The sequence below is a fragment of the Litoreibacter halocynthiae genome, from assembly GCF_004365635.1.
GTDB lineage: Bacteria > Pseudomonadota > Alphaproteobacteria > Rhodobacterales > Rhodobacteraceae > Litoreibacter > Litoreibacter halocynthiae.
Map to the genome: position 1 here is coordinate 438,404 of NZ_SOBH01000001.1, position 14,820 is coordinate 453,223.

Here is a 14,820-nt window from a genome sequence, read left to right on the forward strand (position 1 = left end):
ACGCACCTCTGATGAACGAGCGTAACAGCCTCTTTGGGGCGTTGATTGTCATGGGGGCAGGCTGGGGGCTCACGCAACCGCTGGGTAAGCTCGCCGTGGAAGGCGGGTATCGCCTGTTCGGTCTGGTATTCTGGCAGGCCGTAATCTCCGGTGCGATTTTGGGACTGCTGTGCTTGCTACGCGGCAAGCCGCTGCTCTTGAACAGGGCGCAGCTTTGGGCGTGCTTGGTGATTGCCTTGGTCGGTACCGTGCTGCCCGGTGCCGCGTCATACACTGCGCTGGTTTACTTGCCGTCAGGGTTGGTTTCGATTTTGCTGTCTCTAGTGCCAATGATGGCGTTTCCGGTCGCGGTTTTGTTGGGAAATGAAAACTTCGCGTGGTCTCGGCTGACGGGCTTGGCATTGGGGCTGTGTGGCGTGTTGTTGATCGTCTTGCCCGAGGCAAGTTTGCCCGACCGCGCAATGGTCGTCTACATCCCCATCGCCCTCATCGCGCCGCTGTTCTACGCGATGGAGGGCAATTACGTCGCCCGTTGGGGCATTGCGGGGCTGGACCCGTTGAAGCTTCTTTTCGGTGCGAGCGCGATTGCAGCGCTCATCTCGGGGCCATTGGCCGTTTGGTATGGGCAGTTCATCGACCCGTTTGGACGCCCTTATGGCCTGGCAGAGTGGGCGCTGATCGGGTCCGCAGTGATCCATGCGGGGGTCTATTCGTCTTATGTTTGGCTTGTCGGGCGCGCGGGTCCTGTTTTTGCGGTACAGGTCAGCTATCTGGTGACGGCTTTCGGTGTCGTTTGGGCCATGTGGCTCTTGGGCGAGCGGTATTCGCTTTGGGTCTGGGCTGCCTTCGCTATACTTCTCATTGGGCTGGCGCTGGTTCAACCACGCCCGCCCTTGGATATTGAACCAACGGAGTCCTGATGGAACTTCTAGATTTGTCCCAAAATGCGCGTGCCGTGCTGGCCTTGCTTGTCGTCGTCGGCATGTTTGCGCTGTTCGTGCGCGAAACATATCCGACGGAGGTTGTCGCCATCGGCGGAGCCTCTGTCCTGCTTGCGACGGGCGTGCTGCCGTATCAAGCGGCCCTGTCAGTTCTGTCAAACCCCGCGCCATGGACCATCGCTGCGATGTTTATCATCATGGGGTCGCTGGTGCGGACAGGGGCGCTCGACTGGTTCACACGGATCGCGGACCGTAACGCCGCAAAGCGACCTGCCTTCGCTCTGGCGGGGATGTTTGCCTTTGTGGTGATTTCCTCTGCGATCGTATCGAATACGCCTGTTGTGGTCGTGATGATCCCAGTTTTTGTGCAACTGTCGCGCACCCTCGGGGTCTCTGCGTCCAAATTGCTGATCCCTTTGTCCTATGCCGCAATATTGGGTGGCACGCTTACGCTGATCGGGACATCGACCAACCTTCTTGTGGATGGTGTAGCGCGGGCGAACGGCCTTGCCGCGTTCACGATTTTCGAAGTGACACCCCTTGGCATCGTGCTGGTGGCATGGGGGATGTTCTATCTGCGCTTCATCGCCCCACGGCTCTTGCCGGACCGTGACAGCATGGCGATGATGCTCTCTGATCGCTCCAAGATGAAGTTCTTCACCGAGGCTGCAATTCCACCAGAGAGCAACCTGCTCGGGCGCGAAGTTCTGGATGTCCAGCTGTTCAAACGCGAAGGTGTGCGGCTGGTCGACGTTGTGCGCGGTGACACCTCTTTGCGCCGCAACTTGAAAGACGTGACCTTGCAAACGGGTGACCGCGTGGTTCTGCGCACCGAAATGACAGAGCTGTTATCCCTGCAAAACAACAAAGAGCTGAAGCGCGTGGACCAACTGTCCGCGGTCGAAACCTCAACTGTCGAGGTGCTGATCACTCCGGGTTGCAAAATGGTCGGCCGGTCGCTCGGCTCCATGCGTTTGCGCCGTCGCTACGGGGTGTATCCGCTGGCCGTGCATCGCAGAAACCAGAACATCGGGCGTCAGTTGGATGATTTGATCGTCAGGGTCGGGGACACCCTACTTCTTGAGGGCGCGCAGGAAGACATATCGCGGCTTGCAAATGATATGGAGCTGGTTGACGTCTCTCACCCGTCCGCCCGTGCGTTCCGCCGCTCTCACGCGCCGATTGCCATTGTGGCGCTGCTGGCATTGGTGGCGCTGGCAGGTTTCGGCGTTGCCCCGATCTTCCTGTTGTCCATCCTCGCGGTCGCCATCGTCCTGCTAACACGCTGCATCGACGCGGATGAAGCCTTTTCCCATGTGGACGGGCGTCTGCTGGCGTTGATCTTTTCCATGCTCGCCATTGGTGCAGCTCTCGAGGCCTCGGGCGCGGTCACTTTGATCGTAGAGGCGCTCGCCCCGTGGATGATGAACCTGCCGCCTTTCTTTGTGGTGTGGGGGATATACCTTCTCACGTCTGTGCTGACCGAGCTGGTATCCAACAACGCCGTTGCCGTGGTCGTGACACCCATCGCAATCGGGTTGGCCACTGCGATGGGGCTGGACGCACGGCCTCTGGTTGTGGCGGTTATGGTTGCGGCATCGGCAAGTTTCGCCACGCCGATTGGATACCAGACCAACATGCTGGTTTACGGCCCCGGCGGGTACCGGTTCACAGATTTCATGCGGGTGGGTATTCCGCTCAACCTGTCAATCGGGTTGCTGGCATCATTTGTTATCCCGATGATCTGGCCGCTCTGAGCTACTCAATTTGCCCAGCACCAGCTTTGGGCATTCCATGCCCATGGAGAGCAGTGTAAGCTGTGGATAAGTAACACTCGCGGAGGACCTATGCGCGCCACAACCTGTAGTCTGATTGCCGTTATGGCGTTCTCGGTGTCCGGATGCGAATTCCTGCGTGATATGTTCTTTGATCGCGGCCAACCTTTCGAAACCCCTGCACCTCAGCCCGAGCGTCAAACGCGGCCCGTGCTGGTCGCGCTGGAGGCGGATGCGGTGCTGGTTGGCATGGATGACACCACCCAATGTCTGGGGGCCGCGGGCGCTGCCGGTCGTGCCAATGGCTGGACGGGAACGCTCGCAGAATGCCCTTACCCATACACCTACGAAGTGGTGTTGGCAGCTGGCACATTGCCCGGACGGGTCGTTCTGCAAGAAGTAATCGGCCCGACGATTATCGACGAGACAGTCGTGCCATTCAGACCTTTGGCGGTCGTCACTGTTACCGACGCGATTGGCCAATCCTATCGCTTCGAGAGCAGCGCTGGCTTCTAAAGCGCGGCCAGCGACTTTACAGCGGCCAAAACGTCAGGATTGCGGGGATCGACACCGCAACCACCAGAATCTCCAGTGGTAGCCCCATGCGCCAGTAATCCCCGAAGCTGTAGCCGCCCGGGCCCAGGATCAACGTGTTGTTCTTATGGCCAATCGGGGTCAGGAACGCACAAGACGCGGCCACGGCCACGGCCATCAGGAAAGGGTCGGGATTGACACCCATGGTCTGCGCCATGGTGATACCGATGGGGGCGGCGACGATTGCGGTGGCGGTGTTATTCAGAACGTCCGATAGGGTCATTGTCACCACCATCAGGATCGTCAGAACGGCCCATGGGGGCATGCCGCCGGTCAGCTCAACAAGCGCCCCTGCGATAAGCTCCGTCCCGCCGGAGCTTTCCAACGCCGCGCCCAACGGGATCATTGACCCGAGCAGCACTACGACGGGCCATTCAATATGTGTGTAAAGCTCAGATAATGGCACGATGCGCGCCAGAACATAGGCCACCACAACTATACCTAAAGCCACGGGTAGGTAGATAATCCCGACTGATGCGGCGGCGACTGCTGCCGCGAAAAGTCCAATTGCCAACCACGTCTTCTTGTCTTCGGTGACTGCCAACCCGCGCGCTGCAAGCGGCAGGCACCCAAGCCATTCGGTGACGTCATTGGCGTTATCTTGCGGAACAAGAATAAGGAGGATATCGCCGGTCTCTACCACCGTTTTGCGAACCTCTTTTTTGATGTTTTTGCCGCGGCGCGAAATGCCCATCAGGACAGAGCGTTGCCGCCATGCCAAACCAATGCTTTGCGCGGTCTTGCCGTTGATGCGGCTTTGCTCGGTGACCACAACCTCGATGACTTTCAGACCGTCGCCATCCGCACGCAGATGCTCCTCGCGCTTGGCATCGGCGAAGTCGAGCGACAGGGCCGAGCGGAATTCGTCCAACGCATCGGGCGTGGCTTCCAGCACCAAGGCGTCGCCAGCCCGCAGGCCCGCGTTTTGCGCAGTGCCGTAACGCCGCTTCCCGTCGCGCACGAGGCCAAGGATCGCCACGTCCGCTTTCTCCGAATCCTCTAGCAGTTCGCCCAGTCGCTTGCCGATCAGTTTCGAGTCCTCGGGCACGGTCAATTCCGCGATATACGCCGCGTAGTCGTCCATCGGGTTGCCGCGCCGCCCTTCGTCTTCGCCTTGCGGGATTAACCGCCAACCGATCAACGCGACAAAAATCAGACCGGCAATCGCCGTCACGCTGCCAACTGGCGCGAAGTCGAACATCTTGAACGGCTCCCCCAACATGTCCTCGCGGATCGAGGCGATGATGATGTTGGGCGGGGTGCCAATCAGCGTCGCCATGCCGCCAAGGATGGTGGCAAAAGACAATGGCATCAAAGACAGCCCCGGACCGCGCCCTGCTTTGCGTGCGGTTTGTATGTCCACAGGCATCAGCAAGGCCAAGGCCGCCACGTTGTTCATAAAGGCTGAGAGCACCCCTCCGATCAGCCCCATCAGCGCGATATGTGCGCCGAGCGAGCGGGCGCTATCTACCAAGGTACGAGTGATCAGGAAGACCGCGCCGGATCGCACCAAACCAGCCGAGACGACCAGCACCAGCGCGACCACCAGTGTCGCCGGATGGCCGAACCCGTCGAAGGCGTTCTTGGTCTCGACGACACCTAGCACGACGCCCGCCATCAGGGCAGAGAACGCAATCACGTCGTAACGCCAGCGGCCCCAGAGAAGCAGCGCGAAAACAAGTCCGAAGAGGGCGAAAAGCGTAATTTGATCCTGTGTCATTGGACCATGTTATCGGCCTTTCACGCGGGCCGGAAGCGGGAATGGGCGGCGACATCTTGCAGATTGCAGGCCGCTTGCATAAAAGCAGCCCGATACCGCATGTAAGGGGAGAGACCCATGGCCGGCCACTCAAAATGGGCAAACATCCAGCACCGCAAAGGGCGTCAGGATAAGTTGCGCTCGAAGCTGTTCTCGAAACTCGCCAAGGAAATTACCGTGGCAGCCAAGATGGGCGATCCCGACCCCGACAAAAATCCGCGCCTGCGTCTGGCGGTGAAAGAGGCCAAGTCGCAATCTGTCCCCAAGGACGTGATCGACCGCGCGATCAAGAAGTCGCAGGGCGGCGACGCTGAAAACTATGACGAAATCCGCTACGAGGGCTACGGCCCCGGTGGCGTGGCTGTCATCGTCGAGACGATGACAGATAACAAAAACCGCACCGCGTCGACCGTGCGCTCGACCTTTACCAAGAACGGTGGAAATCTGGGCGAGACGGGCTCCGTGGGCTTCATGTTCGACCGCAAGGGGCAGGTGATCTATCCGGCCTCCGTGGGTGACGCCGATACAGTGATGATGGCTGCGATCGAGGCCGGTGCCGAGGATGTCGATTCCTCCGAAGACGGTCACGTGATTATCTGTGCGGATACGGATCTGAACACGGTATCCACGGCGCTGGAGGCCGAGTTGGGCGAAAGCGACTCGACCAAGCTGATCTGGCAGCCGACCACCACCACCGAGCTGGATCTGGAAGGCATGACCAAGCTGATGAAGCTGATCGACGCGCTTGAGGATGACGACGACATCCAGAACGTCACGGCCAATTTCGAAGCCAGCGACGAAGTCATGTCGCAGCTTTGACCTAACGGACGCGCCTGCGGCGCGGCACGGTTACTGACTGGGGCGTGGCCAATGGCTGCGCCCTTTTTCGTGGGTCAGGTTTGGATCAGCGCTTGCCGTGCGTGCCGCATCACGGAGCGGCTGAGCAGGCGCAATGGTTCCGCCGTCAATCGGGATACCTGCCAGAAGAGCGGGACGTCCATAGGTGCGTTTGGTGCCACCTCCACAAGCGTTCCAGCGTCCAGTTGAGAGCGGCTCAGACTATCGGGGTTCATCCCCCAGCCCAAGCCCAGACAGGCGGCGACGACAAACCCGTGCGACGAGGCAAGACGGTGTTTTGGCAAGATTACTGTGCGTCCGGCGATGATGTTCGCCCAATCTGATTGGAGTCGGTCCTTGTCATTGAAGGTCATCGCCGGTGCGCGCTCCAAGGCCTCAGCGGTTGGTCCATCGGGCATGTGGCGGGCCATATAATCCGGCGAGGCCGTCGCAAAATAGCGCATCGCACCAAGGGCATGGCTGTCGCACCCTTGCACGGGGCCAGGATGGCCGGTGACTGCTGCTGCGACCTCGCCCGCGCGCAACCAGTCCGCGCTGTGATCTTGGTCATCGACGATCAAGTCGAAAAGGTAGTCGTCATGCTCCGCCAAGGCCGGCAGCAACCATGTTGCAAGGCTGTCGGCGTTTACCGCGATGCGCAGCGGGGTCCGCGTCTCGGACGACGGCAATCCGAACTCCAGCGCTTTTTCCATAAGCCGCACCTGATCGGTGTGGGTCGCCAGCTGCCTGCCCGCATTCGTCCCTGTGCACGGCTGTCCGCGCTTCACCAGAACGGTTCCGACCCGTTCCTCCAGCTGTTTGATGCGTTGCGAAACCGCAGATTGCGTCACGCCAAGCTGCGCAGCGGCGGCGTCAAAGCTGCCGGTTCTGATGACGGCACATAAGGCTTCAAGTTGATTATAGTCGTGCATTAGAAATTCTAATCAGTCTTTAGGAAGATTAGCTAGTTTCTTTTTGGAGTTGTCGTTAAGCAGAGCGCGCAGTCAATTCGCAAGGTCTTGAATATGAGCATCTTTTTATCCGGTCTCCTCCTTAGCTTTTCGCTGATTATGGCAATCGGTGCACAAAACGCGTTTGTTCTGCGCCAAGGCTTGCGACGCGAGCATGTCGCCCTGTGTGTCTTCATTTGTGCAACGTCGGACGCGCTGCTCATTGCCATCGGGGTGACCAGCTTCGGCGTCCTGAATGCGCAAATGCCGTGGCTTGGCCCGATCATGCGATATGGCGGGGCCTTGTTTTTGCTGGCCTACGGCGCGATGGCGTTCCGGTCCGCTCTCACCAGCACAGAGGCTCTCAACGTAGAGGGCCGCGCCCGCAGCGACTGGCGCAAGGTGGCCGCAACCTTGTTGGCGCTGACATGGCTCAACCCGCATGTCTATCTTGATACGGTGATCCTGCTCGGCTCCATTGCTGCGCAATACGGCGAGCAGCGCACGGTGTTCGGGGCAGGGGCAATAGCCGGGTCCTTCGTGTTCTTTATTTTGCTGGGCTTCGGGGCACGCCTGCTTGCGCCGCTCTTCGCCCGTCCCAAGGCGTGGCGGGTACTCGACGGGCTGGTCGGGGCTACCATGTGGACGATTGCGATCAGCCTGATCTTCAACGGATAGGGCTTGCACTCGCCTGCGCACAGGTTTCAGGTGGCGCAATGGCACAAACTCAAAACAGGCCCGTTGCGGGCGTTATCTGGATGCTGGTCACGGGCGTGATGTTCGTGGCGGTGACGGCGATCGTGAAATTCGTGGGCTCCGATCTTCCTGCGGCTGAGGCGGCGTTCCTTCGGTATCTTCTAGGGCTGGTCTTCCTGATCCCGATGATTGGCCCGATCCGCAGGGCGAAACTGACCCCGCGTGCGTTAAAACTGTTCGGCTTTCGCGGGGTGGTGCACACGCTTGGCGTAACTTTGTGGTTCTACGCGATGACCCAAATCTCTATCGCCGAAGTGACCGCGATGAACTACTTGGCACCTGTTTATGTCACCATCGGTGCAGCATTTTTCTTGGGTGAAAAGCTGGCCTTGCGCCGGATACTGGCGGTCGTCGCGGCGCTTGTTGGTGCCATGGTCATCCTGCGTCCGGGTTTTCGGGAGTTGTCTCCCGGCCACTTCGCAATGCTCATAACCGCGGTGATGTTTGCGGGCTCCTACCTATCGGCCAAGGTTATGGCCGATGAGGTCAGCCCTGCAGTCGTCGTCGGTATGCTTTCAATCACCGTAACCATCGGCTTGGCCCCGTTGGCCGCAATGGTCTGGGTGACCCCGACATTGGAGCAACTGGGCTGGATGTTCTTGCTGGCCTGCTTTGCCACAGCCGGACATTACACGATGACATTGGCGTTTCAGGCCGCTCCGGTAACGGTGACGCAACCGGTGACATTCCTACAGCTGTTTTGGGCGGTCTTGCTTGGAGCGCTTGTGTTCGATGAGGCAATTGACGGCTGGGTCATTTTCGGCGGGCTTATCATCCTTGCCGCGGTCAGTTTCATAACTTGGCGAGAGGCCATGCTGAAACGCGCAACCACGCCGCCTGTTCCGGCGACGAAGGTCTAGTCCTGATATGCGAAATTTTTATTGATTGACGAGTCAATTAAAAACCAGCAAGCGTGGATGTATGCCCAAGCTTGGAATGGAACCTATACGCCGCGAGGCTCTTGTTACCGCCGCGATTGCCGAAATCGGGGCGGCAGGATCGCTTGACGTAACTGTCAGTGCAATCTCGAAGCGGGCGGGAATGTCGTCGGCTTTGGCGCATCATTACTTCGGCAACAAGGACCAGATATTTCTTGCCGCCATGCGCCATATCCTTGCGGGCTTTGCTGTTGAAGTGCACAGCCGTCTGAGTTTGGCCAACACGCCGCGCGACCGTCTCAAGGCGCTGGTCGAAGCGAGTTTCGCGCGGTCCTGTTTTGATCCCGAAGTCATCAGTGCTTGGCTCAACTTCTACGTCAAAGCCCATAGCAGTCCTGATGCGATGCGTCTCTTGCGGGTGTACCAGCGCCGTCTGCGCTCCAACCTGATCCATGCTTTGCGCCCGATTGCCCGCCAACCGGAAGAACTTGCCGACGCTATCGCGGCCCTGATCGACGGGCTCTATATTCGCGCGGCCCTTGGCGCGCCCATCTCTCGCGACCCCGCCGCCACGATCCTTGCGTTCACCGCCCCCCATCTTGAGGACGAGCAATGACCCAGCCCAATTTCCTGATCTTCATGGTTGATCAACTTAACGGTACTTTCTTTCCCGACGGCCCTGCCGATTGGCTGCACGCGCCGAACCTCAAGAAGTTGGCTGCCAAATCCACCCGTTTCAAAAGCGCCTATACAGCATCGCCATTGTGCGCGCCGGGGCGGGCAAGCTTTATGTCCGGCCAGTTGCCGTCTCGCACGGGGGTCTATGACAACGCGGCGGAGTTCTCCTCAGCCATTCCGACCTTCGCGCACCACCTGCGTCGCGCGGGCTATCAGACATGCCTGTCGGGCAAGATGCACTTCGTCGGCCCTGACCAGTTGCACGGGTTCGAGGAACGCCTGACCACCGATATCTACCCCGCCGATTTTGGCTGGACGCCGGACTACCGCAAACCCGGTGAGCGGATAGAGTGGTGGTATCACAACATGGGCTCTGTCACGGGGGCTGGCGTTGCGGAAATTTCCAACCAGATGGAATACGATGACGAGGTTGCCTACCACGCGACCCGCAAAATTTACGATCTGGCGCGCGGTAAGGACGCACGTCCTTGGTGCCTGATGGCCAGCTTCACCCACCCGCATGACCCTTACGTGGCCCGCAAGAAATACTGGGACCTCTACGAGGATTGCGAGCATTTGATGCCCGACGTCGGCCCGATCCCCTACGAGGAGCAGGACGCCCATTCCAAGCGCATCCTCGACGCCAATGATCGCGATAACTTCAACATCACAGAAGACCACATTCGTCGCGCCCGCCGTGCGTATTTTGCCAACATCTCCTATCTCGACGACAAAATCGGCGAGGTGATGGAGGCGCTGGAAGCCACACATCAGGAGGCAACGATCCTCTTCGTCTCGGACCATGGCGATATGCTGGGAGAGCGTGGGTTGTGGTTCAAGATGAGCTTCTATGAAGGCTCGTCGCGCGTGCCGTTCATGGTGTCATCGCCGGAAATGAAGGCGGGCCTGGTGACCGACCCTGTCTCCAATATCGATTTTTGCCCGACGCTATGCGACCTCGCGGGGGTCGATATGTCCGAGGTCATGCCGTGGACCGACGGCCAGTCCATAGCTCCCTTGGGCAAGGGTGAGGGGCGCGACGCCCCCGTCGCCATGGAATATGCCGCCGAGGCCAGCTACGCGCCGCTGGTGTCGTTGAGATACGGCAAATGGAAATACAATCGCTGCGCTTTGGACCCCGACCAGTTGTTCGACCTTGAGGCGGACCCGCAAGAGTTAACCGACCTTGCCGCTGATCCGGCACATGCTGGCACGCTCGCGTCCCTGCAAGCCAAGGCCGAGGCCCGCTGGGATCTGGATGCCTATGACGCCGCCGTGCGCCACAGCCAAGCGGGCCGCTGGGTGGTTTACGAGGCGCTGCGCAAAGGCGGCTACTACCCATGGGATTACCAACCCCTGCAAAAAGCGTCCGAGCGCTATATGCGCAACCACATGGACCTCAACATTCTCGAGGAAAGCCAGCGCTTTCCCCGGGGCGAATAAACCCATTTCAAAGATCACTCTGCAGGAGCCCTGACCCCATGCAAAACGCACAACCCACTGCCAGCCACTTCATCAACGGCGCTTATGTCGAAGACACCGAAGGTGCGGCAATCGAATGCATCTATCCCGCAACGGGGAAGGTAATCGCAACCCTGCACGAGGCGACGCCCGCGATCATCGATCAAGCGCTGAGTGCTGCGCATGCAGGCCAGAAAATCTGGGCGGCAATGACCGGAACCGAACGGGGCCGCATCCTGCGCCGTGCCGCCGACATCATCCGCGACCGCAACCGCGAACTGTCCATTCTGGAAACCCTCGATACGGGCAAACCCCTGCAAGAAACGCTGGTCGCTGATGCAACTTCCGGTGCGGATGCGCTGGAATATTTCGGCGGTTTGGCCGCAACCTTGACCGGGGAGCATATCCAACTGGGTCAAGATTGGGTTTACACCATCCGCGAGCCTTTGGGCGTATGTGTGGGCATCGGGGCATGGAATTACCCCACGCAAATCGCCTGCTGGAAGGGTGCGCCTGCATTGGCCTGCGGCAACTCCATGGTGTTTAAACCGTCCGAGACGACCCCGTTATGTGCTTTGAAAGTCGCTGAAATCCTGCACGAAGCGGGCTTGCCCGCAGGCGTCTACAACGTCGTTCAAGGTCGTGGAGCCGTCGGGGCGTCGCTGGTCACCGACCCGCGGGTCGCCAAGGTGTCGCTGACGGGCTCCGTCCCGACAGGCCGCAAAGTCTATGCCGCAGCCGCAGAACGGATGAAGCATGTCACGATGGAATTAGGCGGCAAGTCTCCCCTGATCGTGTTCGAGGATGCTGACATCGACAACGCGGTGTCCGGCGCGATCCTCGGCAACTTCTATTCGTCAGGGCAGGTCTGCTCCAACGGCACTCGCGTGTTCGTTCAAAAGGATATCAAGGCGGCTTTTCTGAAACGTCTCAAAGAACGGCTGCAAGGGGCGGTGATGGGCGACCCGCTGGACGAGGCCACGAATTTCGGCCCGATGGTATCCGCCGACCAGATGAATATTGTGTTGGGTTACATCAACAAGGGCACAGATGAAGGCGCAACCCTGGTGGCGGGCGGCAAGATGGCTGAACGTGACGGCTTCTTCATCGAACCAACCGTCTTTGCAGATGTCACCGACGATATGACCATCGCGCGCGAAGAAATCTTCGGTCCGGTCATGGCAGTGTTCGATTTTGATACCGAGGAGGAGGTCATGGCGCGCGCCAATGACACCGAGTTCGGTCTCGCAGCGGGCGTTTTCACCAACGATTTGACCCGCGCGCACCGCGTGGTTGCTGGCTTCGAGGCGGGCACCTGCTACATCAACACCTACAACCTTGCACCCGTGGAGGCCCCGTTCGGGGGCTCCAAGGCATCGGGCGTTGGACGGGAAAACTCCAAAGAGGCAATCAATCACTATACGGAAGTCAAAACCGTCTATGTCGCCATGACTCCGGTCGAGGCGCAGTTCTAATGCAAGCGGATTACGTCATCGTCGGCGCCGGCTCTGCGGGATGTGCCATGGCTTACCGTTTGGCGGAAGCAGGGAAGTCTGTGCTGGTGATCGAGCATGGCGGCACCGACTGGGGGCCGTTCATCCAGATGCCCGGCGCGCTCAGCTACCCGATGAACATGTCGCGCTATGATTGGGGCTACCATTCCGAACCCGAACCGCATCTCAACAACCGCGAGTTGGTAACACCACGCGGCAAGGTCGTTGGCGGGTCGTCTTCAATCAACGGTATGGTTTACGTGCGCGGCCACGCGGGCGATTTCGACCACTGGGCAGAGCAGGGGGCGGACGGTTGGTCCTATGCCCATGTGCTGCCCTACTACAAACGTATGGAAAACTGGTCGGATGGTGGACGCGGCGGTGACCACGACTGGCGCGGCAAGACCGGCCCGTTGAATGTGACACGCGGGCCGGGCAAGAACCCGCTAACGAAAGCATTTATTAAAGCAGGCAAGCAGGCCGGATACCAAGTCACGCCTGATTACAACGGCAAGCAGCAAGAGGGCGTCGGGCCGTTTGATGCCACAATCAAGAACGGGCGGCGTTGGTCGGCGGCGAACGCTTATTTGCGACCCGCTCTGAAGCGTGAAAATTGCACACTTGTTCAGGCCTTGGCCCAAAAAGTGATCATCGAGGGTGGCCGCGCGACGGGCGTCGAGGTCCTTCGTGGTGGCAAAGCGGAAATCATATCCGCAGGCAAAGAGGTCATCCTTGCCGCGTCATCCATCAACAGCCCGAAACTGCTCATGTTGTCCGGTATCGGCCCCGCGCAACACTTGCGTGACCACGGGATCGAGGTCGTCGCGGATCGTCCGGGCGTTGGCCAAAACCTGCAAGACCATCTGGAAATCTACCTGCAAATGGCGGCCTCCAAGCCGGTTAGCTTGTATCGCTATTGGAACATTCCCGGCAAAGGCTGGGTCGGTACACAATGGCTGTTGGCAAAGCTGGGCCTCGGGGCCTCCAACCAGTTCGAATCTGGCGGCTTTATTCGCTCCAAGGCGGGCGTGCGTTATCCTGACATCCAGTTCCACTTCCTGCCCATCGCCGTGCGCTATGACGGGCAGGCGGCGGCAGAAGGGCATGGCTATCAGGCCCATGTCGGCCCCATGAGGTCCAAGTCGCGCGGGCAAGTGACGCTGCGCTCTGCCGATCCGGCGGAAGCGCCGAAAATCGAATTCAACTACATGTCCCATCCCGATGACTGGGAGGACTTCCGCACCTGCATACGTCTGACGCGTGAGATTTTCGGGCAAGACGCATTCGCCGAGTTCACCCGTCATGAAATCCAGCCCGGTGAGGGTGTCCGGACAGACGCGCAAATCGACGCCTTCATCGCGGAGCATGCCGAAAGCGCGTATCACCCTTGTGGCACCGCCCGCATGGGCCGCAGCAATGACGCGATGGCGGTGGTCGATCCGGACTGTCGGGTAATTGGTGTCGACGGTTTGCGCCTCGCAGACAGCTCAATCTTCCCGCGGATCACCAATGGCAATCTGAACGCGCCGTCGATCATGGTGGGGGAAAAGGCCGCCGATCACATCCTTGGTCGTGACCCACTTCCAGCAGACAATTCCGAGCCGTGGATTCACCCGAACTGGCGCACGGAGCAACGTTAGCTACGCACGTGGCATCCGACGATAGGCTCCGGGCGAGGCGCCAACCTCGCGCCGAAACGCGCGGTTAAATGCGTTGGTGTCGGCATAGCCGGAATTATACGCGACCTCGCCCACCGACAAGAACGTATCTTGCAGCATCTTGCACGCTTGCCTGATGCGACATTGTCTTACGTAGTTGATCGGCGAATGCCCCGTTGCGAACTTGAAATGCGCTGCGAAGGCGGTGCGTGACTGCCCGTAAACTTTCGCAAGGCTCTCTACCGACCAAGCCGCCGCCGGTTCGGAATGGATGCAATCGATGACCTTTTTGATGCGTGGGTTGGCCAAAGCCTGCAAAGCCTCGTCATGGGTGATGGTCTGCTGCATCCATTTATGCATCGCTTGAAGACACAAAACCTCCGTTAGACGGCTCAACGTGCCTGGCAGCGGGTCTGAAGGCCTGCCGAGTTCCACGTTGATGAGTTGCACCAACAGGTCGAGCTTTTGCGCACGGTGCCCGTCGCTGCTGCGTTCGACCAGAATGTTTGGAAGGCGCGAAATGATCGCAGGGGGCGTTATGTCGGAAAACTGGAAATGACCGCTGAATATATGCGCATCCCTATGCGGCACGTCTCCGCCATTGAAATCGTGTTCCGGCATGTCGGAATAGATATGGGCGTCCCCGCGCGGGAGTATCGCAATGTCCCCCGCAAAGAGCTGAATGTCCTTCTTCACACCTTCAACGTTGAGCCTGCTGCGCCCTTCTAAAACCAGCAAAAAACGCGCCGTGTCGGCGCCTTGGTCCATGCGGACGCTCCAAGGAAAAGTCAGATGCTCACCAACACAGGCGGTGCTCCGAACACGCATCAGATCAAGGAGTTCTGGGGATTCTTGGCTCATACTCCCTTGATCTCGAAGAAGTTGATCACGCGCTATACACGTCGGTGCGACCTGCAACACGTTGGCGCGACGGAAAAAAGCCCCTCAAACACGTTGGCGTCAAACCCTACACGTTTGCGCGACGATGCGCGTCGCTTTGGACGATCTGCAAGTAAATCAGGACGGGCGGCCCTATCGCG

The 14,820-nt window shown here is 59.3% G+C and carries 13 protein-coding genes; 10 read left to right on the plus strand and 3 right to left on the minus strand.

Annotation, left to right across the window (positions count from 1 at the left end):
- The first annotated feature begins 11 nt into the window (after window positions 1-11).
- The 3 genes from BDE40_RS02220 (at window position 12) to BDE40_RS02230 (ending at window position 3,232) form a co-directional block, all read left to right on the plus strand.
- Window positions 12-920 carry a DMT family transporter gene (locus tag BDE40_RS02220; RefSeq protein ID WP_134012434.1) on the plus strand — a complete coding sequence of 303 codons (909 nt, stop codon included), beginning with the start codon at window positions 12-14 and terminating at the stop codon, window positions 918-920.
- Window positions 920-2,698, plus strand: coding sequence for an SLC13 family permease (locus tag BDE40_RS02225; RefSeq protein ID WP_134012436.1), 1,779 nt, complete (start codon window positions 920-922; stop codon window positions 2,696-2,698). The genes BDE40_RS02220 and BDE40_RS02225 overlap by 1 nt, the downstream gene beginning before the upstream one ends.
- Before the next feature lie 90 nt (window positions 2,699-2,788).
- Window positions 2,789-3,232: a hypothetical protein gene (locus BDE40_RS02230; protein WP_073146285.1), complete on the plus strand. Its 444-nt coding sequence runs from the start codon at window positions 2,789-2,791 to the stop codon at window positions 3,230-3,232.
- A gap of 16 nt (window positions 3,233-3,248) precedes the next feature.
- Here the strand turns inward: BDE40_RS02230 and BDE40_RS02235 are convergent, their stop codons facing one another.
- The gene (locus BDE40_RS02235; RefSeq protein ID WP_134012438.1) at window positions 3,249-5,030 is read right to left on the minus strand and encodes an SLC13 family permease; all 1,782 of its coding nucleotides are present in this window, start codon (window positions 5,028-5,030) and stop codon (window positions 3,249-3,251) included.
- Between the two features lie 117 nt (window positions 5,031-5,147).
- Here BDE40_RS02235 and BDE40_RS02240 point away from each other — a divergent pair, with 117 nt between their 5' ends.
- On the plus strand, window positions 5,148-5,888 hold the full coding sequence (locus BDE40_RS02240) for a YebC/PmpR family DNA-binding transcriptional regulator (protein WP_073146280.1): 741 nt from the start codon (window positions 5,148-5,150) through the stop codon (window positions 5,886-5,888).
- 74 nt (window positions 5,889-5,962) lie between these two features.
- Here the strand turns inward: BDE40_RS02240 and BDE40_RS02245 are convergent, their stop codons facing one another.
- On the minus strand, window positions 5,963-6,838 hold the full coding sequence (locus BDE40_RS02245) for a LysR family transcriptional regulator ArgP (RefSeq protein ID WP_134012440.1): 876 nt from the start codon (window positions 6,836-6,838) through the stop codon (window positions 5,963-5,965).
- A 93-nt stretch (window positions 6,839-6,931) separates the two neighbouring features.
- Here BDE40_RS02245 and BDE40_RS02250 point away from each other — a divergent pair, with 93 nt between their 5' ends.
- From BDE40_RS02250 to betA, 6 genes are all read left to right on the plus strand, one after another.
- Window positions 6,932-7,534, plus strand: coding sequence for a LysE/ArgO family amino acid transporter (locus BDE40_RS02250; RefSeq protein WP_134012442.1), 603 nt, complete (start codon window positions 6,932-6,934; stop codon window positions 7,532-7,534).
- Between the two features lie 38 nt (window positions 7,535-7,572).
- On the plus strand, window positions 7,573-8,472 hold the full coding sequence (locus tag BDE40_RS02255) for a DMT family transporter (RefSeq protein WP_134012444.1): 900 nt from the start codon (window positions 7,573-7,575) through the stop codon (window positions 8,470-8,472).
- Between the two features lie 61 nt (window positions 8,473-8,533).
- Window positions 8,534-9,106 carry a choline-binding transcriptional repressor BetI gene (gene betI / locus BDE40_RS02260; protein WP_134012447.1) on the plus strand — a complete coding sequence of 191 codons (573 nt, stop codon included), beginning with the start codon at window positions 8,534-8,536 and terminating at the stop codon, window positions 9,104-9,106.
- Window positions 9,103-10,611, plus strand: coding sequence for a choline-sulfatase (gene betC, locus BDE40_RS02265; protein ID WP_134012449.1), 1,509 nt, complete (start codon window positions 9,103-9,105; stop codon window positions 10,609-10,611). Before betI ends, betC begins: the two co-directional genes overlap by 4 nt.
- Window positions 10,612-10,649: 38 nt before the next feature.
- A complete protein-coding gene (gene betB, locus BDE40_RS02270) occupies window positions 10,650-12,104 on the plus strand; it encodes a betaine-aldehyde dehydrogenase (RefSeq protein WP_134012452.1) in 1,455 nt (484 codons plus the stop codon).
- A complete protein-coding gene (gene betA, locus BDE40_RS02275) occupies window positions 12,104-13,762 on the plus strand; it encodes a choline dehydrogenase (RefSeq protein WP_134012454.1) in 1,659 nt (552 codons plus the stop codon). Before betB ends, betA begins: the two co-directional genes overlap by 1 nt.
- On the opposite strand, the gene BDE40_RS02280 is transcribed toward betA, so the two are convergent.
- Complete coding sequence (locus BDE40_RS02280) at window positions 13,763-14,641, minus strand: helix-turn-helix transcriptional regulator (protein WP_134012456.1); 879 nt, start codon at window positions 14,639-14,641, stop codon at window positions 13,763-13,765.
- Window positions 14,642-14,820 lie beyond the last annotated feature (179 nt).